Source organism: Catenuloplanes japonicus (assembly GCF_000717135.1).
Taxonomy (GTDB): Bacteria; Actinomycetota; Actinomycetes; order Mycobacteriales; family Micromonosporaceae; genus Catenuloplanes; species Catenuloplanes japonicus.
In genome coordinates, this window is sequence record NZ_JNXY01000001.1 from 317,130 (window position 1) to 338,261 (window position 21,132).

23 protein-coding genes and 1 riboswitch are annotated in these 21,132 nt (G+C 72.1%); of the genes, 11 read left to right on the top strand and 12 right to left on the bottom strand.

What is annotated here, in order from left to right; translation table 11 throughout:
* Positions 1–20: 20 nt before the first annotated feature.
* Complete coding sequence (gene ppk2 / locus OP04_RS01520; RefSeq protein WP_051796921.1) at positions 21–953, top strand: polyphosphate kinase 2; 933 nt, start codon at positions 21–23, stop codon at positions 951–953.
* Here the strand turns inward: ppk2 and OP04_RS48990 are convergent.
* The gene (locus OP04_RS48990; RefSeq protein WP_157239096.1) at positions 927–1,991 is read right to left on the bottom strand and encodes a hypothetical protein; all 1,065 of its coding nucleotides are present in this window, start codon (positions 1,989–1,991) and stop codon (positions 927–929) included. The two genes, ppk2 and OP04_RS48990, sit on opposite strands and share 27 nt — an antisense overlap.
* Before the next feature lie 173 nt (positions 1,992–2,164).
* The gene (gene cspE, locus OP04_RS01530) at positions 2,165–2,368 is read right to left on the bottom strand and encodes a transcription antiterminator/RNA stability regulator CspE (RefSeq protein WP_033337577.1); all 204 of its coding nucleotides are present in this window, start codon (positions 2,366–2,368) and stop codon (positions 2,165–2,167) included.
* Between the two features lie 322 nt (positions 2,369–2,690).
* Positions 2,691–2,760, top strand: a riboswitch (cobalamin riboswitch).
* Between the two features lie 85 nt (positions 2,761–2,845).
* On the opposite strand from cspE, the gene OP04_RS01535 reads away from it, so the two are divergent.
* The 5 genes from OP04_RS01535 to OP04_RS01555 all read left to right on the top strand — a co-directional run bounded on the left by OP04_RS01535 (position 2,846) and on the right by OP04_RS01555 (position 7,952).
* The gene (locus OP04_RS01535; protein WP_033337578.1) at positions 2,846–4,828 is read left to right on the top strand and encodes a VWA domain-containing protein; all 1,983 of its coding nucleotides are present in this window, start codon (positions 2,846–2,848) and stop codon (positions 4,826–4,828) included.
* Between the two features lies 1 nt (position 4,829).
* Positions 4,830–5,432 (top strand): cob(I)yrinic acid a,c-diamide adenosyltransferase, encoded by a 603-nt coding sequence (cobO, locus tag OP04_RS01540; RefSeq protein WP_033337579.1) that lies wholly within the window; start codon positions 4,830–4,832, stop codon positions 5,430–5,432.
* Positions 5,426–6,823, top strand: a complete 1,398-nt coding sequence (locus tag OP04_RS01545; RefSeq protein ID WP_033337580.1) for a cobyrinate a,c-diamide synthase — start codon at positions 5,426–5,428, stop codon at positions 6,821–6,823. Before cobO ends, OP04_RS01545 begins: the two co-directional genes overlap by 7 nt.
* A 173-nt stretch (positions 6,824–6,996) precedes the next feature.
* Positions 6,997–7,587 carry a cobalamin biosynthesis protein gene (locus OP04_RS48995; protein WP_051796923.1) on the top strand — a complete coding sequence of 197 codons (591 nt, stop codon included), beginning with the start codon at positions 6,997–6,999 and terminating at the stop codon, positions 7,585–7,587.
* A 26-nt stretch (positions 7,588–7,613) separates the two neighbouring features.
* The gene (locus OP04_RS01555; protein ID WP_033338000.1) at positions 7,614–7,952 is read left to right on the top strand and encodes a hypothetical protein; all 339 of its coding nucleotides are present in this window, start codon (positions 7,614–7,616) and stop codon (positions 7,950–7,952) included.
* A gap of 1 nt (position 7,953) precedes the next feature.
* On the opposite strand, the gene OP04_RS01560 is transcribed toward OP04_RS01555, so the two are convergent.
* Together OP04_RS01560 and OP04_RS01565 are read right to left on the bottom strand one after the other, a co-directional pair.
* Positions 7,954–8,736: a hypothetical protein gene (locus OP04_RS01560; RefSeq protein WP_157239100.1), complete on the bottom strand. Its 783-nt coding sequence runs from the start codon at positions 8,734–8,736 to the stop codon at positions 7,954–7,956.
* A 55-nt stretch (positions 8,737–8,791) separates the two neighbouring features.
* Positions 8,792–9,328, bottom strand: coding sequence for a carboxymuconolactone decarboxylase family protein (locus OP04_RS01565; protein WP_033337582.1), 537 nt, complete (start codon positions 9,326–9,328; stop codon positions 8,792–8,794).
* A 23-nt stretch (positions 9,329–9,351) separates the two neighbouring features.
* On the opposite strand from OP04_RS01565, the gene OP04_RS01570 reads away from it, so the two are divergent.
* The 3 genes from OP04_RS01570 (at position 9,352) to OP04_RS01580 (ending at position 12,192) form a co-directional block, all read left to right on the top strand.
* The gene (locus OP04_RS01570; protein ID WP_198153648.1) at positions 9,352–9,843 is read left to right on the top strand and encodes a MarR family winged helix-turn-helix transcriptional regulator; all 492 of its coding nucleotides are present in this window, start codon (positions 9,352–9,354) and stop codon (positions 9,841–9,843) included.
* 58 nt (positions 9,844–9,901) lie between these two features.
* Positions 9,902–11,632: a polyprenol phosphomannose-dependent alpha 1,6 mannosyltransferase MptB gene (mptB, locus tag OP04_RS01575; RefSeq protein ID WP_033337583.1), complete on the top strand. Its 1,731-nt coding sequence runs from the start codon at positions 9,902–9,904 to the stop codon at positions 11,630–11,632.
* A 158-nt stretch (positions 11,633–11,790) separates the two neighbouring features.
* A complete protein-coding gene (locus OP04_RS01580) occupies positions 11,791–12,192 on the top strand; it encodes a hypothetical protein (RefSeq protein WP_033337584.1) in 402 nt (133 codons plus the stop codon).
* Positions 12,193–12,213: 21 nt separating this feature from the next.
* Here the strand turns inward: OP04_RS01580 and OP04_RS01585 are convergent, their stop codons facing one another.
* Together OP04_RS01585 and OP04_RS01590 are read right to left on the bottom strand one after the other, a co-directional pair.
* Entirely contained in the window at positions 12,214–13,416 is a 1,203-nt protein-coding gene (locus tag OP04_RS01585) for a LacI family DNA-binding transcriptional regulator (RefSeq protein WP_085066135.1), read from the bottom strand.
* Positions 13,413–14,093 carry a TetR/AcrR family transcriptional regulator gene (locus OP04_RS01590; protein WP_033337585.1) on the bottom strand — a complete coding sequence of 227 codons (681 nt, stop codon included), beginning with the start codon at positions 14,091–14,093 and terminating at the stop codon, positions 13,413–13,415. Before OP04_RS01590 ends, OP04_RS01585 begins: the two co-directional genes overlap by 4 nt.
* 73 nt (positions 14,094–14,166) lie before the next feature.
* On the opposite strand from OP04_RS01590, the gene OP04_RS01595 reads away from it, so the two are divergent.
* The gene (locus OP04_RS01595; RefSeq protein ID WP_051796925.1) at positions 14,167–15,330 is read left to right on the top strand and encodes an FAD-dependent oxidoreductase; all 1,164 of its coding nucleotides are present in this window, start codon (positions 14,167–14,169) and stop codon (positions 15,328–15,330) included.
* On the opposite strand, the gene OP04_RS01600 is transcribed toward OP04_RS01595, so the two are convergent.
* Both OP04_RS01600 and OP04_RS01605 read right to left on the bottom strand, forming a co-directional pair.
* Positions 15,320–16,036 (bottom strand): hypothetical protein, encoded by a 717-nt coding sequence (locus tag OP04_RS01600; protein WP_033337586.1) that lies wholly within the window; start codon positions 16,034–16,036, stop codon positions 15,320–15,322. The genes OP04_RS01595 and OP04_RS01600 overlap by 11 nt on opposite strands.
* Before the next feature lie 139 nt (positions 16,037–16,175).
* A complete protein-coding gene (locus OP04_RS01605; protein WP_033337587.1) occupies positions 16,176–16,535 on the bottom strand; it encodes a VOC family protein in 360 nt (119 codons plus the stop codon).
* Positions 16,536–16,640: 105 nt separating this feature from the next.
* Between OP04_RS01605 and OP04_RS01610 the strand changes: the two genes are divergently transcribed.
* Entirely contained in the window at positions 16,641–16,982 is a 342-nt protein-coding gene (locus OP04_RS01610) for a hypothetical protein (RefSeq protein WP_033337588.1), read from the top strand.
* Between the two features lie 418 nt (positions 16,983–17,400).
* Here the strand turns inward: OP04_RS01610 and OP04_RS01615 are convergent, their stop codons facing one another.
* From OP04_RS01615 to OP04_RS01630, 4 genes are all read right to left on the bottom strand, one after another.
* Positions 17,401–18,036, bottom strand: a complete 636-nt coding sequence (locus tag OP04_RS01615; protein ID WP_051796926.1) for a hypothetical protein — start codon at positions 18,034–18,036, stop codon at positions 17,401–17,403.
* Entirely contained in the window at positions 18,033–18,911 is an 879-nt protein-coding gene (locus OP04_RS01620) for a carbohydrate ABC transporter permease (protein ID WP_033337589.1), read from the bottom strand. Before OP04_RS01620 ends, OP04_RS01615 begins: the two co-directional genes overlap by 4 nt.
* Positions 18,908–19,801 (bottom strand): carbohydrate ABC transporter permease, encoded by an 894-nt coding sequence (locus tag OP04_RS01625; protein WP_033337590.1) that lies wholly within the window; start codon positions 19,799–19,801, stop codon positions 18,908–18,910. Before OP04_RS01625 ends, OP04_RS01620 begins: the two co-directional genes overlap by 4 nt.
* A 66-nt stretch (positions 19,802–19,867) precedes the next feature.
* Positions 19,868–21,130, bottom strand: coding sequence for an ABC transporter substrate-binding protein (locus OP04_RS01630; RefSeq protein ID WP_033337591.1), 1,263 nt, complete (start codon positions 21,128–21,130; stop codon positions 19,868–19,870).
* Between the last annotated feature and the right edge of the window lie 2 nt (positions 21,131–21,132).

A 21,132-nucleotide genomic window follows, 5' to 3' on the forward strand; every position in this document is an offset into this window, starting at 1 on the left:
CGACGGGGTATCCCTCTGTCATGGTGGACATGCCGCACGCCGATGATCTTCAGCCCGTTCTGGACCAGCTCGGGGACTACGACGTGCGTGACGACGACGATGACGACCCGGTCCTGATCAAGCCGGACGGGTCGCCGGTCGACACGTGGCGTCAGGACTATCCGTACGGTGAGCGCCTGCTCCGCCCGGACTACGACCGGGACAAGCGGCTGCTGCAGATCGAGCTGCTGAAGCTGCAGAACTACTGCAAGAAGACCGGTGAGCGCCTGGTCATCCTGTTCGAGGGGCGGGACGCGGCCGGCAAGGGCGGCACGATCAAGCGGTTCATGGAGCACCTGAACCCGCGCGGCGCCCGCGTGGTCGCGCTGGAGAAGCCGAGCGAGCGCGAGTCGACCCAGTGGTACTTCCAGCGGTACGTCGAGCACCTGCCGGCCGCGGGGGAGATCGTGCTGTTCGACCGGTCCTGGTACAACCGGGCCGGCGTCGAGCGTGTGATGGGCTTCTGCACCCGTACCGAATATCTGGAGTTCATGCGGCAGGCGCCGGAGCTGGAGCGCATGCTGGTCCGGTCCGGCATCAGGCTGGTCAAGTTCTGGTTCTCGGTCACCAGCGGCGAGCAGCGCACCCGGTTCGCGATCCGGCAGGTGGACCCGGTCCGGCAGTGGAAGCTCTCGCCGATGGACCTCGCCTCGCTGGACAAATGGGATGACTACACCGAGGCGAAGGAGGCCATGTTCTTCTACACGGACACGGCCGACGCACCCTGGACGGTCGTTAAAAGTAACGACAAGAAGCGTGCGCGAATTGAGGCGATGCGGCACGTCTTGAGCCGCTTCGACTACGAGGGCAAGGACCACGAGCTGGTCGGCACGCCGGACCCGCAGATCGTCGGCCCGGCGTCGCTGGCGGTCGAGGGCGTGCAGGGCTCACCGCGGGTCTTTCCGCGCCTCTGACGCCCACCGCGTGATCATGGTGACGAGGCCGCGCAGCCGTTCCAGCTCGGCCACGTCGTCGTCCAGCGGCGCGCCGTAGGCGTTGCCACCCCGCTGCCCACGGATCATGCGGCCCAGCACGGCCGGCCCGAACCAGCTGTACTTGGCCGCGCCGCACGCCGCGATCGCGTGCCGTACCACGTCCGGATCGCCGTGCCAGCCGCCGTCCCGCAGCCCTTCCAGGTAGCCGGTCGTGGCCGCGTCCTCGATCTCCGGCAGCAGCGCGGCGTCGATCAGCCCGTCCGTCACGCTGTCGATGACCAGGTTGGAGATGTCCTCACCGAGCGCGCCGTCACCGACGAAGGCCCAGTCGATCAGCACGGTACGGTCGCCGTCCGCGATCACGTTCGTCGGCCACACGTCCAGGTGCGCGAGCGTGCGCGGCGCGCTCTCCGCCGCGCGCAGCACGGTGTCGCGATGCTCCCAGAGCGCGCGCAGCTCCGCGGCCGGCCAGTGCGCGGCCAGCGGGTGCGTCCAGTCCTCGTCCGTGCGCATCCACACGATGTTGCTGGGCCCGTGCGCGAGATAGTGGCGCAGCCACCGCCGGGACAGCCACGGTTCCGCGGGCACCCGGTCCGTCCAGCGTGCCTGGCCGGCGCCGAGCTGGCGGGCGAAGAGCCGGAACCGGGCCGGTGACCAGGACGGGCCGTGCGCGCCGGTCGCCTCGGCCAGCCACAGCTCGACCGCGCCGTCCGGCCGGTCGACGAACTCCAGCAGCTCCGGCGGCTCTATGCCGGTGCCGTCGTAGGCCGCCGCGGCGAAACCGGTGGTGTAGGCGAGGGCCTCGCGGCGCCAGTAGTTCCAGTGGTCCGGCACGTCGCTGGTCTGCCAGTTGGGGCTGCCGGTGGGGGTGGCGGACGGCGGGCGGGCGATCTTGCGGATCGCGGTGCGGCGGGTGCCGTGCACGCGCCAGATGCCACCGGTGGCGGCGTTGCCCGCGTTGTGGGTCAGCGGCTCCGCACGGGTGATCGTGCCCACGACGTACGATCGCGCTTCCACGGCGTACCCCTCGGTGATCGGGCCTGAGGAACAGTGACGATCATCATGCCGGGAGAGAGCCGGACAGACAAAAAGCACCGGCAGCGTCTGCGACGAACACTGCCGATGCTCTGGTGAAACAGGTCTAGGGCACCGCCCGGCCCGGATGGCTACGGGCGGTGGAAAGGGGTCACTTACAGCGGGCGGATGTTCGCGGCCTGCGGGCCACGCTGACCCTGCGTGATCTCGAACTCGACTCGCTGGTTCTCGTCGAGCGAGCGGTAGCCGCTGGACTGAATCGCCGAGAAGTGCGCGAAGACGTCGTTGCCGCCGTCGTCAGGGGTGATGAAGCCGTAGCCCTTGTCCGCGTTGAACCACTTGACGGTGCCGACAGCCATGTACTTCTCCTTGCCAAATCGAACCCCGCGTCTTACGGGGTCGTAGGTAATGGGCCCGCAACTCACGAACCCGTCTGTTGCATTTCCGGCCCCAACGCAAGAAGCGCCCGCGGTCGTAATCCCGCAGGCGCTGCCGAACCCTCAGAAGAGAGAGTCAAAACACTGGGAACCAAAACTGCAACGTTGCGATGCTAACACGGTTACAGGCCCGCACCAGATGAATCCGCGTGAAAACTCTGCGTTCACCCCGGCGCACCCGTAACCCCGCGTTGACGTGCCCCTCAGGGGTACGCGAGCATGACCGGCGAGCGGATTGACGGAGGAAACCCGGTGTGACTCCGGGACGGTCCCGCCACTGTGACCGCGCGGCACCCGCGCGGGAGTCAGGTCACTCCGGCCGCTCGCACCGAACCACCATCGCGCGGGCGTGGACACCCGCTGAAGGGACTTGAGCATGCGGCCGCCTCTGAGCGCGGAATGACCACGCCCTACCCGTTCTCGGCCGTCGTCGGCCTCGATGATCTCCGTCAGGCACTGTTGCTCACCGCCGTCTCCCCGGCGATCGGCGGCGTGCTGGTCCGCGGCGAGAAGGGCACCGCCAAGTCGACGGTGGTCCGCGCGCTGGCCGCGCTGCTGCCGTCGATCGACGTCGTGCCGGGCTGCCGGTTCGCCTGCGACCCCGCCGCACCGGACCCCGCCTGCCCGGACGGGCCGCACCCGCGCTCCGGCCCGGCCGGCAGCCGTCAGGCGCCGCTGGTGGAGCTGCCGGTCGGCGCCACCGAGGACCGGGTCGTCGGCACGCTCGACCTTCAAAAAGCGCTGTCCGAGGGTACGAAGGCGTACGAACCGGGCCTGCTCGCCGCGGCGCACCGGGGCGCGCTCTATGTCGACGAGGTCAACCTCCTGCCGGACCACCTGGTCGACCTGCTGCTGGACGCGGCCGCCATGGGCCGGGCCCACGTCGAGCGCGACGGCGTCTCGGTCAAGCACGCGGCACGATTCCTGCTGGTCGGCACCATGAATCCGGAGGAGGGCGAGCCGCGCCCGCAGCTCGTCGACCGGTTCGGCCTGGTGGTGAACGTGTCCGCGCCGCGCGAGGCCGGGCTGCGCGCCGAGGTGGTGCGGCGGCGGCTCGCCTACGAGGCGGACCCGGACGCGTTCGCGGCCCGCTGGGCCACGGACGAGACGGACCTGGCCGCGCGCATCGTGGTCGCCCGCGACCTGCTGCCGTCCGTGACGCTGCCGGACGCGGAACTGGACCGGATCGCGCGCATCTGCATCGCCTACGCGGTGGACGGCATGCGGGCGGACATCGTGGTGGCGCGCGCCGCGATCGCGCTGGCGGCCTGGCGCGGACGGATCGTGGTGACCGGCGACGACGTGCGCGACGCGGCCCGGCTGGCGCTGCCGCACCGACGCCGCCGGGACCCGCTGGACCCGCCGGGCGCGGACGAGGACAAGCTGGAAGAGGCGCTGAACGACGCGGGCGCGGACCCGGAGCCGGATGAGGATCCGGACGATGCGGGCCCGGATGACGGCGGGCCGGACGACGGCCCGGACGACGACGGCGGACCTTCGCCGGGCCCGGCCGGAGGCCCCGAAGCTGCCCCACCGCCGTCCCAGGCGACGCAGGCCTCGGCGAACGGGTCTTCGGACTCGGCACCCACCGGCCCCGCCAAGGACCAGAAGGCGCAGCCCGCGCCGGTCGGCGCCGCCTTCCGGACCAAGGCGTTCACGGTCGCCGGCCGCGGCGAGGGCGCGCACACCGGCCGCCGCTCGCCCGCGTTCGCCCGCCGTGGCCGCGTGGTCGGTGCCCGTACCCCCGTGGGGCGTCGTGGTTTCGCCCCGCACCTCCCGGCCACGCTGCGTGCGGCGGCGGGACGCGGGAGTCGTACCGTCGAGGCCGTTGATCTTCGGGAAGCCGTGCACGTGGGCCGCGAGGCGAACCTGGTGCTGTTCGTCGTGGACGCGTCCGGGTCGATGGCGGCCCGGCAGCGCATGCGGACCGTGAAGACCGCGGTGCTGTCGCTGCTGCGCGACGCGTACCAGCGAAGGGACCGGATCGGCATGATCACCTTCCGGGGCGGGGAGGCGACCACCGTGCTGCCGCCCACGTCCAGTCACGAGGTCGGCGTGGCCCGGCTCGCGGAGCTGCGGACCGGCGGGCGTACGCCGCTCGCGGCCGGCCTGCGCTCCGCCGCCACCGTGATCGCGGCCGAGCGCCGTCGTGACCCGCGCCGCCGCCCGCTGCTCGTGGTCGTCACGGACGGCCGCGCGACCAGTGGCCCCGACCCGCTCACCGTCACACCGGCGCTGGCCGGCACCGCGTCCGTGGTGGTCGACTGCGAGTCCGGCCCGGTGCGGCTCGGCCTGGCGCGGCGGCTCGCGGGCGCGCTGGCCGCGGACTGGATGCCGCTGGACCGGCTCTCCGCGTCCGCGATCTCGGTCAGGACGGCCTGACATGCCGCAGGGCAAGGTGGAGAGTGTTCCGGACGACGGGCTGACCACGCGCCAGCGCCGCCGCCAGCCGGTCCTGGCCGTCCACACCGGACCGGGCAAGGGCAAGTCCACGGCCGCGTTCGGCATGGCGCTGCGCGCCTGGTCCGCCGGGTGGCCGATCGTGGTGTTCCAGTTCGTGAAGAGTCCGAAGTGGAAGGTCGGCGAGGAGACCGCGCTGCGCGCGCTCGGCGAGGTGCCCGGCGGAGCGCCGGTGACCTGGCACAAGATGGGCGAGGGCTGGTCCTGGATCCAGCGGCCCGGCACCGAGCGGGACCACGCCGTCGAGGCAGCGCAGGGCTGGGAGCAGATCAAGAAGGACCTGGCCGCGGAGGCGTACCGCTTCTACGTGCTGGACGAGTTCACCTACCCGATCAAATGGGGCTGGGTCGACATCGACGACGTGGTGTCGACATTGCGCGACCGGCCCGGCAGCCAGCACGTGGTGATCACCGGCCGGGACGCGCACCCCGCGCTGCTCGAGGTCGCGGACCTGGTCACCGAGATGACGAAGATCAAGCACCCGATGGACGCGGGTCGCAAGGGGCAGCAGGGAATCGAATGGTGAGCATCCCCCGGGTCGTCATAGCCGCGCCCGCATCCGGCCACGGCAAGACCACGGTCGCGACCGGGCTGCTCGCCGCGTTCGCGGCCCGTGGCGCCCGCGTGGCGCCGTTCAAGATAGGCCCCGACTACATCGATCCCGGCTACCACGCGCTCGCGGCCGGCCGCCCCGGCCGCAACCTGGACGCGGTGCTCGTCGGCGAGGAGCGGGTCGCGCCGCTGTTCGCGCACGGCGCCGCCGACGCGGACCTGGCCATCGTCGAGGGCGTGATGGGCCTCTACGACGGCCGCGTCGGTGAGGGCGACTTCGGCTCCACCGCGCACGTGGCCGGCCTGCTCGGCGCGCCGGTCATCCTGGTCGTGGACGCGACCGCGCAGGGCCGCTCCGTCGCCGCCGTCGTGCACGGCTTCCGCTCGTTCTCCACCGGCGTCCACATCGGCGGCGTGATCCTCAACCGGGTCGGCTCCGACCGGCACGAATCGCTGCTGCGCGAGGCCTGCGAGGAGGTCGGCGCGCCCGTGCTCGGCGTGCTCCGCCGCCACGACGCGGTCGCGGCGCCGTCCCGCCACCTCGGCCTGATCCCCGCGGTCGAACGGCACGCCGAGGCCGCCGCGTCCGTCCAGGCGCTGGCCGCGCTGATCGCGTCCTCCGTCGACCTGGACGAGGTGCACGCGCTCGCCTCCTCCGCCGGTCCGTTGCCGGTGCCGGCCTGGTCGCCGTTCGACGCGGTGTCGTCCGCCGCGTTCGAGGTGCCCGGGGGCAGGGTCGTCGAGTCGCGGCCGGTCGTCGCCGTGGCCGGGGGCGCGGCGTTCAGCTTCGGCTACGCCGAGACCACGGAGCTGCTGGCGGCCGCCGGCGCCGAGGTCGTCACGCTCGACCCGCTCCGCGACGAAAAACTCCCCGAGGGTACGCGCGGGCTGGTCATCGGCGGCGGCTTCCCCGAGGTCTACGCGTCCCAGCTCTCCGCGAACGCCTCGCTCCGCGCCGACGTCGCCCGCCTCGCCGCTTCCGGCTCGCCGGTCGTCGCGGAGTGCGCGGGGCTGCTGTGGCTGTCCCGGTCGCTGGACGGCGCGCCGATGTGCGACGTGCTGGACGTGGAGGCGGCGATGACGCCGTCGCTCACGCTCGGGTACCGGGACGCGGTGGCGCTGGCGGACAGCGTGCTCGCGCCCGCGGGCACGCGTGTCTCCGGGCACGAGTTCCACCGGACCATGGTGAGCCCGCGGTCCGGTCTGCTGCTGGCGCCGCGGGCGGAGGCGGCGTGGGCGTGGCGCGGGGCCGAACCGGAGGGTTTCGTCGCCGGCAACGTGCACGCGTCCTACCTGCACCTGCACTGGGCCGGGCAGCCCGGCATCGCGTCGCGCCTGGTCGCGTCCGCCGCCACGGTGGAATGAGCCCGCGGGACGCCGCACCGGCCGGGCGATCGCGAGCCCGCGGGTCGTCGGGGCCGCGCGTGACCACGGCGGAATCGGCAGGCGATCGCGTCGTTCCGGATCCCGGGCGTCGCGGCGACCTCGACGGGCCGGAAGACCGAGTTCCGGCGGATTCCGCAGACCGGGCGGATCGGGTGGGCCTCGCCACCGGCGGAGGCCCGGCGGGCCGACGGCGCTATGCGGTCGGCGTCGGTGTCCGGCCGCAGGCGACCGTCGGTGAGCTGTCCGACCTGGTGAGGATGGTGCTCTCGGAGCACGCGATTCCGCCGGAATCGGTCGTCGCTCTGGCCACGCTCGACCGGCGCCGCGATCATCCCGCGGTGCGGGCGCTGGCGGCCGCCCACGGCTGGCCGGTGATCGGCTACAGCGCGGAGGAACTCACGGCAGCGGGCGCCGCCGGTCCATCGGCGCGGGTGCGGACGGCGGTCGGCACGCCCAGCGTCGCGGAGGCGGCCGCACTGCTCGCCGCAGCCGGCACCGCCCTGCTGCCGTCCGCGCTGCCTGGCACGTCCGCGCTGCCTGGCACGTCCGCGCTGCCTGGCACGTCCGCGCCGCCTGGCACGTCCGCGCTGCTGAGAACCGCCGACACCGCCGCGCAGCGTCCTGCCGCCGGAACGGCGGACGCCGCCGAGGCGCCGGAAGCCGCCGCCCGCCTCGTCGTCCCCAAACACACCGCCCCCACCGCCACCGTCGCGATCGCGGCGAACCGAGTCGCGACGACATGAAGGAGACCGACCCCGTGGGCTGCACGCTGACCGTCTGCCGGGACTGCTGCTGCGGCAGCCGGAAGAAGCATCCGGCCGTCGACCACGACTGGCAGCTGCAGCGGCTCGAGGCGGAGCTGGCCCCGGCCGGTCACCGGGTCAGGACCAGCCTCTGCCTGGACGTCTGCGACCAGTCGAACGTGATGATCGTGCACCCGGCCCCGGAGGCCCGGCGTCGCGGCGCGCGCCCGGTCTGGTTCGGCCTGGTCCTGGACGACGCGATCGCGGACGACATCGCGGACTGGGTCGGCGCCGGCGGCCCCGGCGTCGCCCCCATGCCCGCCACCCTGGAACTCTCCGTGATCAGGGTGCCGGGCCGCGGCTGACCTACTGCTCCTGGATCGCCTTCATCGCCTCGGCGTAGTCGGCCACGGCGGCCGGGTCGGGCTTGGCCGGAGCCTGCGCCGCGCCGTAACCGCTCAGCGACAGCTCCACGTGGTTCGCCGGAACGCTGCCCGCGGCCGGGACGTCGTAGAGGAACGTGAGCAGCCGTCCCTCCGCGTCGAGCGTGGCCGTGAACGGCACCGCGGCGGCCGCGTCGCCGAGCTGGACCAGCAGCTCCGCGGTCGGGCCGACCTTGAGCACGCCCGGCCCGATCTGGGTCAGGTCGACCGTGCCCGCGTACGTGTGCTCGCCGGTCTCCCGCGCATCCGTCACCGCGCGCACGGCCGCGGTCGCGCCGACCACGTCGTCCCCGGGCGTCGGGAACGGGATGCCGCCCAGCTCGGTCACGGCCGGATCGGTCAGCGGCACCCACTTCTTGCCGGTCAGCACCTCCGGCAGGTTGGAGGTCAGGTTCTCCACCTGGCTGAAGTCGAGCAGCACGAACCGCTCGCCGCCGACCACCACGTAGTCCGAGGTGAACTGCTGGCCCTCGACGCCGGAATCCAGCTTCACCCGCATGGAGTTGCCGGAGGCGAGCGCGGAGCCCTCGACCACCTGGTAGGTCGTGGCGTGCTTGAACGTGTAATTGCCGTCGAGCAGCGCGATCACGGAGTTGTCCAGCGCGTCGAACGGATCCGCCGCCACGTCGTCGTCCCCGCCGCATGCGGCCAGCGCGAACGCGGCCGCCATCAGCACCGCCGCGACCGCACGCATTGTTGTGTTCACGCTCTGCTGCTCCTGTCCCTAGCCGAGGCCGCCGAGAGCCTACCGTCTCCCTTTCTTACGCAGGAGGGGCCAGTTCCGGATCGATCGCGGCGCCGGTGAGCCGGTTCGCGAACGTCGACAGCGTGTAGGTCCCGATCCCGAGCACCACCTCCAGCGCCTGCTGCTCGCTCCACCCGGCTTCGAGGAACAGATCAAGATCATGCGGCGGTACGCCTCCGGCGTGCGCGAGCGCGGCCAGCGCGAACAGTCGTACCCCCTCGAGTTTGTGATCTTCAAGGGGTTGATCCGTCCGTAACGCCGCGATCAGCTCCGGCGGCGCGCCGAGCGCCCGCAGTCGCCCGGTGTGCAGCGCGACGCACACGTGGCAGCCGTTGCGGACCGCGACCGTCATGATCAGCGTCTCCCGGGCGAGCGGCGGCAGCGAGGTGGACTCGAAGAGCGCGTTCAGGCGCTGGAATCCCTCCAGGAGCTGCGGCGACGTGGCCATCCGGGCGGCGGCCTCCGGCAGGTGGCCGAAGTGTTTCTCGATCGCGCGCAGGCCGCGGCGGGCCGGCTCGGGTGCGGTGTCGACGGTGTGTGCGGGGAAGCGCATGGCGATCTCCTAGAATCGTCAATGTGGTTGACGAAAAGGTAAACCAGGTTGACGAATTCGTCAACGGCTGGGAGCTGCCCGTGCTGCTGTTCGGCGGCTTCCGGACACTGGTCGACGCGCTGCACGTGCGCCTGGCCGCGGAGGGACACCCGGACGCGCGCCCGGTACACGGCTTCGCCATGCAGGCCATCGGCGCCGGCGGCGTGACCGCCACCGAAGTCGGACGGCGGCTCGGCGTCTCCAAGCAGGCCGCCGGCAAGACCGTGGACCGGCTGATCGCGCTCGGCTACGCGGAACGCGCCGACGACACCCACGACGCCCGCCGCAAGATCGTCCGCCTGACCCCGCGCGGCCGCGACTGCCTGGCCCGCTCCGCCCGCATCTTCGACGACCTGCGCGCCTCCTGGGCGGCAAGGCTGGGCTCGTCCCGCGTCACCGACATCGAGGACGCGCTCCGCGCCGTCGTCCCCGCCGACGCGCTCCGCGTGGACGCGCCGGGCTGGATGGGCACATGAGCCCGTGGGGTTTGCTGCCGGCTCGCGTTCCGCGGGGCGTGCCGGGTTGGATGGGCTTGTGAGACTGCTGGGATTCCTGTCCGCCGCGCTGTTGGCCGGTGGCGCATGGTGGGCGGGTGCGCTCCCCGCCGGCCACCGCACCGGGCCGGCCGGGCCGTTCACGGTCGCGCTGATCGTGTGCCTGATCGGGCTCGCCGGACTCGTCGCGTGCTGGCTGCGGGTGGCCCGGGGGTTGCCGTCCTCGGCGTCGTTCTCGCCGTCGCCTCCGCGGTCGTCCTCGCCTCGGCGGTCGTCGCTGCCGCTGCCGCTGCGGTCGCGGTCGCGGTCGCTTGTGCGGCTGCCGTCGCCTGTGCGGTCCTTGCTGGTCACCGGCGTGCTGTGGCAGCTGCCGTTCCTGTTCGCGCCGCCGATCGGATCCCGGGACGTCTACTCCTACGCCTGCCAGGGCTGGATCTACGCCCGTTCCCTCGACCCCTACGTGACCTCGCCGCGCGCCGCCGACTGCCCCTGGCTCCCCGGCGTCGCGGAACTCTGGCAGGACGCCACCACCCCCTACGGCCCGTTCGCGCTGCTCATCTCCGGTCTCGCCGGCTTCAGCGGATCATGGCTGGTCGCGCTGGTGGTGCTGCGGTTGTGCGCGCTGGCCGGCCTCGCGCTGGCCGCGGCCGGCGTGTGGCAGCTCGCATCGTCGTTCGGCTTCGACGCGACGCGGGCGGTGTGGATCGGCCTGCCCGCGCCATTGATCGCGGTACACGCGGTCAGCGGCGCCCACCACGACGCGCTGCTGGCCGGATTGCTGCTGGTCGCGCTCGCCTGGTCCCTGCGCCCGTCTCCCGCCTACGCGACAGCGGCCGGCATCGCCCTCGGCCTGGCCGCCGCCATCAAGATCACCGCCCTGGCCGCGCTGCCGTTCGTCCTGATCCTGGCCCTCCGCGGCCGCCGCAGCCGGAGGGCCGCGCAGCTCTCGTCCGCCGACGCCCCGGAGACCGCCGCGATTGCGGCCTCGGGTGGGCCGGGGGGTCTGCGGGTTCCGGCCGGGACTGACTCGGGTACCGCCGCGGTCCCGGTCATGGGTGAGTCGGGGAGCCTGCGGGTTCCGGCCGGGACTGACCCGCCCGCGGAGGTAGCGGCCGTCGGTGACCCGGAGCCCGTGCGGAGTCCCGCAGCCGGTGATGGGCGCGTCGGCCGGGGGCCCGTTGCCGTGGCGGGCGGGCTCGTCGGGTCGTTCGCGCTGGTCACGCTCGTGTCCGGGCTGGGATTCGGCTGGCTGGCGGCGCTGACCTCCTCCACCGGGCCCAAGCAGTGGACGTCCGTCCCCACCGGCGTCGGCATGGCGGTCGGCTATCTCCTGCGCGCGGCCGGTCTCGGCGCCCACGAGGAGACCGCGCTCGCCGTCGCGCGCCTGGCCGGCATCGTGGCGCTCGCGGCCGTGGGCCTGATCTGCCTGTGGGGTGCCTGGAAACGCCGTGCCGACCCGCGTGCGGTCGTGCTGCGGGCCGGCGTCGTGCTGCTGGCCGTGGTCGTGCTCGGCCCGGTCGCCTACCCCTGGTACTTCCTGACCCCGGTCCCGGTCCTCGCCGCCGCGCTGACCACGGAACGCCACCTGCGACGGCTGGCCTACGGCGGCGCGTTCGTCTCGCTGCTCGTGCTACCGGACGGCCTCGGGATTCCCGCGCTCACCAAGGCCCCGGGCGCGATCGCGGATCTGCTCCTGGTCGCCACCGCACTCGTCCTCGCGATCCGCCGCACCCGCCGCCCATCCACCACCGCGTCCCGCGATCCCGCCTGACCCGCCACGCTGACCGGCCGCCACGGTGACGCGACAACGCATCGGGTGCGGCGCGCGTGGTTGCGGGCATCCGGCAGCATCGTCACTGCGCCCGCCGTCGACGGACGGGCGTATCGGCGCGGTCCGGTCCGCGCGACCGTCGACAGTGGAGGGTGTGCATGCGGGAGATCCTGCCCGGACTCGTCGGGGCGTTCATCGGGCTGGCCGGCGTGATGATCGGCGCCTGGCTCGGCAACCGGCATCAGGATCGGCGCTGGCTGCGTGAGCAGAAGCTGAAGGCGGCCACCGAGCTCACCACCGCGGGCACGCACCTCTACGAGTCCCAGCTCGACGACGCCGACCAGCGCAGCCTCACGCCCGCCGACCGGGTGGCGTGGCAGGACCGCCTTCAGGCCGGCCGCGCCCAGATCCACCTGCTCTGCCGCGACGACACCCGTGACGCCGCGGACCGGTTCGCGAGCCTGGTGTGGCGCACGGCCGGCGCGAAGCCCCAGGACGAGGGCGAGGTCGTGGCCGCGCTCAGAACGTTCACCGCACGTCTGCGACGCGAGATCCACTGAACGCGGGCCGTCGCGCGCGGGTCAACCGGAAGCAGATCCACCACATGCGGATCTGCCAGGCGTGCTGTCCCGCACGACGACCTCCGGCGGCACCCGCACGACGGCACCCGCAGCCCCTTCCGGCGGCACTCGTGCGGCACCCTTCGGCGACACCCACGCGCCGTCCCTGACCGAGTCCCGCCCGCCGCCTCCGGCCGAGCCCCGCACACCTGCCCCGGCTGTATCCCCGCCCGGATCCAGCGCGATCCGCAGCGCCAGCCGTCCGATCTCGCGCAGCGGCACCCGCACCGTGGTCAGCGCCGGTGTCGCGTACCGCGCCTCCTCCACGTCGTCGAAGCCCGCGACCGCGACCTCCGCCCCCGGCACCCGCCCGGCCTCGCGCAGCCCGCTGCTCACGCCGATCGCCATCACGTCGTTGACCGCGAACACGGTCCGTACCTCCGGGTGCAACGACCGCCCGGCCCGCCGCCCGCCGTCCCGGGAGAACGCCTCCTCGATCAGCACCGGCTCCAGGCCCGCCTCGCGCAGCCCGTCCGTGAAGCCCTGCCGGCGGTCGCGCGACGTGTGGATCCGGTCGCCGGAGTGCACGATGCCGAAACCGTCACGACCGAGATCCACGAGGGTACGGGCCAGCGCCCGCGCCCCGCCGTAGTTGTCGATCGGCACGGTCGGGAACGGCAGGCCCTCCTGGCTGATCAGCGCGACCCGCCCGCCCGCGCTCCGGTACGCCTCCAGCTCCGCGACCAGCGCGTCCTGCGGGCCCTCGATCCGGCTCCCGGCCACGATGATCACCTGGGGCCGGTGCCCGCGGAGCTTGTGGACCAGCTGTACCTCCAGCTCCGGGGTGCGGTCCGCGACCGCCATGGTGACGATCAGCCCGGCCTCCTCGGCCGCGTCCACCACGCCGACCGCGATCGAGGCGAAGTAGGGGTCGTCCATGTCCGCGACCACCAGCGCCGCGGTCGAGGAGAAGCCGCGCGCCACCGCCTGCGCCGGCAGGTAGGGGAGGTAGCCGAGCCGGGCGGCCGCCTCCCGTACCCGCGCGGCGTTCTCCTCCCGCACGGTCCGATCACTGCCGTTGAGCGCGCGTGACGCGGTCGCATACGAGACCCCGGCCTCACGCGCCACCTCCCGCAGCGTGACCGGCGCCGGCCCACCCGCGCTCCCGGCCGCGCCGCTCCCGGCCGTACCCCCGTCGGCGTCTGTGCTTTTGTCGCCCCTCATCGCGCGAGGCGGGCTGCGATGCCGTCGAGCAGCAGGTCGAGGCCCAGGCGGAAGGACCGGTCGGCGTCGAGGTGGGCGGCGTCGTGGACGACCGCGGACATCGCGGGGAACCGGCCGCTCGCGAACAGCCGCTGCAGGTACGGCCCGAACGCGGCCTGCCACTGCCGCTTGTCCAGCCCGGAGGTCCGCTCCGCGCGCCGCTCGGTGATCTCCTGCCGGACCGCGCCCGCCACATAGGCGTTCACGGCGCCGACCATCGGCATGACGTCGTCCACGTGGATGCCGCTCATCCGCGACACCACGGCCTCGCCCTGGGCCAGCGCGTGCGGGCCGAGCCGGGGGCGCCCGCCGAGCAGGTCGGCGAACCATTCGTGCCGGTGGGCCGCGTCGCGCGTGGTCTCGGCCAGCGAGGTCAGCGCGGCCCGCCAGCCCTCGCCGGCCGGCTGGATCTCGGCGTAGACCGCGTCGGACATCAGGTCGAGCAGCTCGTCCTTGGTGGCGATGTAGCCGTAGAGCCGCATCGGGCCGACCTCCAGCGCGGCCGCGACCTTGCGCAACGAGACCGCGTCCAGCCCGTCCGCGTCCGCGAGCAGGATCGCTGCCCGCACGATCCGGTCGCGGCTCAGCGCGCCCGGTGTCGGGCGGTCGGGCGGTTCCGGTCTCTCCCACACCAGCACGGGTGTTGACAATACACCGCATCGTGGCGATACGGTGTATTGGCCAATACGGTGTATCGACGGGGGAGGGTTCATGAGCATCGCGATCATCGGAGGCGGGCCGGGTGGTCTCGCGCTCGCCCGCACGCTGCACCTGCACGGCATCGACGCGGTCGTCTACGAGCGGGAGACCTCCCGCGACGCCCGCACCCAGGGCGGCTCGCTCGACCTGCACACCGACACCGGACAGCGGGCGCTGCGCGAGGCCGGTCTGATCGACGGGTTCCACGCGATCGCGCGCGGCGAGGGGCAGGACCTGCGCCTGCTGGAGCCGGACGGCACGCTGCTGCTCCAGGAGGACACGCCGGACGACGCCCCGCTCGCCCGCCCCGAGGTGGACCGCGCCGACCTCCGTGACCTGCTGCTGGACTCGCTGCCGTCGGGCACGGTGCGGTGGGGGCACGCTTTCGCGTACGCCGAGAAGGGCTCTGTGCATTTCGCCGGCGGCGGCAGTGCACGTTATGACCTGCTGGTCGGCGCGGACGGCGCGGAATCCCGGGTGCGACGGCTGCTCACGGACGCCCGCCCCACGCACACCGGCGAGAACAGCATCGAGCTGGGCATCCCGGACATCGACCGGACCCACCCCGGCCTCGCGGAGATGGTCGGACGCGGCTCCTACTGGGTGCTCGGCGACGGGCAGTCCCTCGCCGCGCAGCGCAGCAGCGACGGCCGGGTCCGGGTCGGTCTGATCTTCCGCACCGGCGTGGACTGGCTTGCGACCAGCGGCATCCCGTTCGACGACCCGGCCGCGGCCCGCGTGCGCCTGATCGCGCTCTTCGCCGGCTGGCACCCGCGGTTCACCGCGCTGATCGAGGCCTGCGACGACACCATCGTGCCGCGTGCGATCAGCGCGCTTCCGGCCGGCCTGACCTGGCCGTCCCGCCCCGACGTCACGCTCCTCGGCGACGCCGCGCACCTGATGCCGCCGGTGGGGGAGGGCGCGAACATGGCCCTGCTCGACGGCGTCCTGCTCGGCCAGGCCCTGGCCGTGCACCCGGGCGACATTCCCGCGGCCGTCCGCTCCTACGAACGCGAGATGTTCGCTCGCACCAGCGAGGCCGCCCGCATGTCCGCCTCCGTCCAGGCCCTGCTGCACGGCCCCGGCGCGGCCCGCCGGATGCTGGCCTTCTTCCAGCCCGAGCCGCCGGCCCAGCCCGAGCCGCCGACCGGGCCTGAGCAGTCGGTCAGCTCTTGAGGAGCTTGGCCGCGAAGAGGTCGTCCAGGTGGTCGCCGCGGACGCCGAGCGCCTTCTCCGCGGCCGCGTGGTCGATGCGGTCCATGCCGCCGGTGACGCGGGTGGTGACGTCGACGCGGCTGAAGCGCGCCGGCCACATGTAGTCGACCAGCGTGCCGCCGGTGAACAGCGGCGACATGGCGGTGTGCGTGTCGCGGCTGAGCAGGAACGTGCCGGGGCAGGTGACGGACTCGGTGGCCAGGATCTCGCCCGCGCTCACCCCGTCGCGGCAGACGATGGCCCGCGCGCCGACCAGCGAATATCCGTACGGCGGGGCAACCAGCGCGCCGGTGACCGTGAGCGTGCCGAGCACGATCACCCGCGCCTTGCGGTCGAGCACCAGGTTGCCGTCGATGTGCACGTCGCCGGGCCAGACCCGGATCACGCCCTTGTCGAGCGTGACCGGGCCGGCCAGGTTCAGCGGTTCGCCGGACGGGTACGCCGCGGTGAGCACCCGCAGCGCCGCCCAGCGCAACGGCATGTGGCTGCTGGTCCACTGCATGAACGCGGGCACGGCGGCCAGGTCGTCCGGATCCGGGCCGAACGCCTTCTCCCGCCAGTCCGGGCCGGGGCTGAACGGCGCCGGCGTGTCCCGCAGCGACAGGTACGCCTCGTCCAGCCGCGCGAGATCAAGCGGAAACGGCGTCTCCGGCCACTCTGTCCCCATCGCCGCATTCTAACTTTGACCAGGTCAGACGTGGAGCGATACCCGATCGATCGCCTCGGCGGCGATGCCGTTCAGCGCGGTGATGTCGGCGGCGCCGCGCACCGTGTCGTGCAGCATGACGATCACGTACGGATACCTGTCAGCTCACGCAGATGCAGAACGGATGTCCGGCCGGGTCGAGAAACACCCGGAATGTCGTGCCGGGCTGGTGCGAGTGCTTGGTGGCGCCGAGTGCGACCACCGCGGTCTCGGCCGTGTCCAGGTCGTCGACGATCACGTCCAGGTGCATCTGCTGCGGCTTGTCCGCGCTCGGCCAGTCCGGCGCCACGAACCGGTTCACCCGCTGGAACGAGAGGCACTGGCCGTTCTCCGCGCGGATCTGTGCCCAGTCCGGGTCGGACTCCTCGACCTTCCAGTCGAGCATGGATCCGTAGAACTCCGCGAGCGCGACCGGGTCCGGGCAGTCGAGCACGATGCTGGGGTAACGAGCGATAGCCATGCCCGTCAGGCTAGGAGCAGTTCCCGACATCCACTGTCGGGATTCGCGATAAACCTCCGGCGTACGCTCCTTCGTGACAGTCGACTCTCATGAAGGACCGGTCCCGTGGCTCTCCTCCTGGTCAACGCCGCCCTCTCCGCCGCCACCATCGTCTTCGCGCTCCTCGGCGCGCTCCGCCCGTCCGCGCTCAGCCACAGTCCCGAGCCGTCCCCGGGGGAGCGCTTCTACGGACGCATGTATGCGCTCCGCGGTGTGCCGCTCGGCGTGCTCGCGCTGGTCCTGCCGCTCGCCCGGTCCGGTCCCGCGGTCGCGGCGGTGCTGATCGCGGCCGCGTTCGCCCAGGTCGGGGACGGTGTGCTCGGCATCGCCCGCCGGGAGTGGACCATGGTCGCCGGGCCGCTCGTGGTGACCGCCGTCCACGTGGCGACCGCGCTGGCCGTGCGCTGAGCGGCGGATCCGGCGCCGAGAGCGCTCCGAATTCACAGGCAAGATCAAGATCTGGTTCATTTCCCACGTCGCGGGTGGTCGCGGCCCGCACGCTCCCGCGGGCACCGGTCGTCGCCGGCGCTCCTCCCTTCCGCTGCCGCGGGTGGCTGAGCTCACACCCAAACCCAGAACCGCCCCGATCACGTGCGGATCGTGACGGGAGCGGGCTGCGGGATCTCGGGGCGACGCCGCCCTCGAACGCGCTGTACCGCCACCCTCGAAGATCAGGGCGTCCCCCGTGCCGCTTTCGCGACATGGGGGACGCCCCGACCACCGACGGGGCCGGTCGACGTTCGCGTCCTCTGCGGACGGCCGCGCACCACCATGCGCGGCCGTCGACGTGACAGCAGAACGGGCCGTTCCCTGTCGTACCCCCGGATCAGGCTTCGTCGGGTTGCCGCAGCGAGGCGGAGGAGTTGACCCAGGCCAGGATCAGCGCGCAGCCGGGGAGCGTGGCCAGGCCCAGGATCGGGGCCTGGTTGACCGCGAGGGCGGCGGCGGCCAGGGCCAGCAGCGTCAGCGCGGTCAGCCACCACCGCCGCACGGCCGCGTAGGCCGAGGTCAGCAGCCCGGCCCACAGCCGCAGCTCCGGCCGCAGCGGGAGCAGCGCCAGCGACACCACGCCCGCGGCCGGCACCAGCACGGTCAGCACCACGAACAGCGGGACCAGGTAGGCGCCGGCGGCGTGGTCGTGCAGCGCCACGATGTCCGCGAGCAGCACGCCGGTCAGCGCCACGGCCAGCGTCCAGCGCAGCAGTGCGGCCCGGAAGAACCGCCGGTAACACGCCGGATAGGACCCGGACCCGTGCAGGTAGCCGAACGCGGCCGCGACCGACGGGCCGACGCTCAGGGCCAGGACCCCGAAGAACAGCGGGTACGACCCGGGCGCGGACACCACGGCCAGCGCGAACAACAGCGGCAGGTTCGCCAGCGCGAGCGCGAGGTTGAGCACCAGTGCCCGGTGCGCGAACGACCAGATCAGGTCCCAGGTGCCGTAGGCCAGGTTGAGCCTCATTTCAGCCCCGAGGTGGCGATGCCGCGCACGAAGTAGCGCTGTCCCAGCAGGAACACGGTCAGGATCGGCACCACGGAGATCACCGAGCCCGTCATGATCATGGCGTATTCCGCGTCGTACAGGCCGACGAACGCGCGCAGGCCGATCTGCACCGTCCACAGATCGTTGCTGGTCAGGTAGATGAACGGGCCCATGTAGTCGTTCCAGGTGTTCACGAACGTGAGCAGCGCCAGCGAGGCCAGCGCGGGCTTGGACAGCGGCAGGATCACCCGGGCCCAGATGCCGTACTCGGAGAGCCCGTCCAGCCGCGCGGCCTCGCTCAGCTCGTCCGGGATCGTGAGGTAGAACTGCCGCATCAGGAACACGCCGAACGCGCCGAACGCCTGCAGCAGGATCAGCGACAGGTGCGTGTCCACCAGGCCGAGCTTCTGCATGATGATGTACTGCGGCACCATGTACGCCTGCCAGGGCACCGCGATCGTGGCGATGTAGGCCAGGAACAGCGCGTCCCGGCCGGGAAACCGGACCTTCGCGAAGCCGTACGCCGCGAAGCTGCCGGTCAGCACCTGCAACGCGGTCACGGACACGCTCAGGATCATGGAGTTGCCGAGGTAGGTCCAGAGCGGGATCCGGTCCCAGATCTCCGCGTAGTTCTCCCAGCGCAGCTCCGTGGGAATCCACTGGATCGGGACCGTGAAGACCTGGTTGTTCTGTTTGAGGGACGAGCTCAGCATCCACGCGAACGGGATCATCACGGCCAGCGACAGCACGATCAGGAGCGTGTATCCGGCGACCTTCCCGGCCGTACCCCCACGTGATGTTGATCTGGGGGTTCGCCCGGTGACGCGTGCCGGTGTGTCCAGAAGCGCCGTCATCGCTCGCTCCTCTGCTGGATGCGGAACTGGATCAGCGTCACCAGCAGCACGATCACGAACAGCACCATCGAGATCGCGGACGAGTAGCCGAACCGGCCCTGCGTGATGCCTTCCCGGAAGATCAGCTGGGACAGCACCAGCGTGGACCGGCCCGGACCGCCCTCCGTCATCACCTGCACCAGGTCGAAGACCTTGAAGCTGGAGATGGTCAGCATGATCACGACGAAGAACGTGGTCGGCCGCAGCGACGGCAGCGTGATGTTCCGGAACCGCGCCCACGCGCCGGCGCCGTCGACCTTCGCGGCCTCGTAGAGCTCCGGCGGGATGGTCTGCAGGCCCGCCAGATAAAGCACCATGTAGTAGCCCATGTCGCGCCACACGCTGGTGAGCACGACCGCGGCCATCGACCAGTCCGACGACGTGGTCCAGCCGGGCGGGTTGTCGATGCCGATCGCGCGCAGGAACTGGTTGATCGGGCCCAGATCCGGGCTGAACAGCATGTTCCACACCACCGCGACCGCGACCAGCGACGTCACGTAAGGGAAGAACAGCGCGGTCCGGAACAGTCCCACGCCGCGCAACGGGCGGTTGAGCAGCATCGCGAAGCCGAGCGCGGCGACCAGCGTGAGCGGGATGTGCCCGAGCGCGTAGAAGCAGGTGTTCTTCAGCGCCACCCAGAAGTTGGCGTTGTTCCACATCCGCTCGAAGTTGGCCAGCCCGACCCACTCCGGCGAGCTGTAGGAATCCCATTCCATGAACGAGAGCGCGAGCGCGGCGACGACCGGGACGAGCGTCAGCGCCGCGAAGCCGATGAAATTCGGCAGGATGAAGCTCCAGCCGATGAGCGTGGTGCGGCGGCGTTTCCGGGCCGTCGAGGTCAAAACCGTCACGTCACATTCTCCTTCGCGGGTACGGCGGGGAGCCGGCCGCGCACGGCCGGCTCCACACGTCGTGCCTCAGCCGACCTCGTTCTTGACCCGGTCGCCCATCTCCTTGATGCCGTCCGGGATCGTCTTCTCCCCGGACATGATCAGCTCGTGCTCCTCCTTGAGGATCTGGTCCACGTCGGAGGACTTGTCGCTGACCGGCATCTCGAGCATCACGCTGTCCGGCGCGAACGCCTTCTTCGCCACGTCGTCGGTCGGCATGCCGGCCACCCCGGCGTAGGCGGCCAGCACCGCGTCGTTGGTGAACGACGGGTAGATGCCGATCTTGGCGACCGCGGTCGCGCCCTTCTCCCCGGACGCCCACTCCACGAACGTCTTCGCGGCGGCGGCGTTGCGCGCGTTCTTGTTGACGGCGAACGCGGTGGGCGAGCCGAAGGTCTTCACCCCGGCGCCCTTCGCGGTCTGCGGCAGCGGCGCCACGCCCCAGTCGACGTCGTGCTTGCCCGCGGCCTTGTCCGCGATCAGGCGGGCGGAGTACCAGGCGCCCATCGGCAGCAGCGCGGCCTTGCCGGTGGAGAACTGGCTGTCGTAGGTCACCTTCTGGCTGTTCGCGGTGCCCCACGGCATGATCGCGCCGGCCTTCTCCAGGTCCAGCGTCATCGTGTACTGGTCGGTCATCCAGGCGTAGTCGCCGCCGAGCTGGTCGCCGCCGGTCTGCGACGCCGCGATCGCCTGCACGACCGAGCGCCAGACGTGCTGGTAGGAGCCGTAGACCTTCTCCGCGCCGTCGCCGTTCGTCTTCGACTTGGCCAGTGCCGCGTACTCGGCCCAGGTCAGGTTCGACAGGTCCGCGTCCCCGACCAGCTTCTTGTTGTAGTAGAGGACCCAGAAGTCCTGGCGGTACGGCAGCGCGTAGTACTTGCCGTCCAGGTCGAACGCGTCCAGGCCGAGGTAGCTGTCCTTCGGCAGGCCGTTCACCGTCTCGGTCAGGTCGGTGAGCTGCCCGCGGGTGCCGTAGCGGGCGTAATCGGTCACGTTCTTCATGGTCAGCACGTCGGTCTTGTCGCCGCCGGCCAGCATCGTCGTGACCTTGTCGGAGTAGTCGTCCGCCAGGATGTCGACCGGCTGGATGTCGATCGTCGGGTTGTCCGCCTCGAACGCGTCGAACAGCGCCTTGAACTCCGGCGTCTGTTCGTAGTTCCACACCGAGATGGACAGGATGTCCTTGCCGTCCGCGGTCTTGCGTGCCTCGTCACTCCCGCCGCCACAGGCGGTCGTGACCATGAGCAGCGCGGCCACGGCCGCAACGCCCTTCATGAGGTGCCTCGTCATGA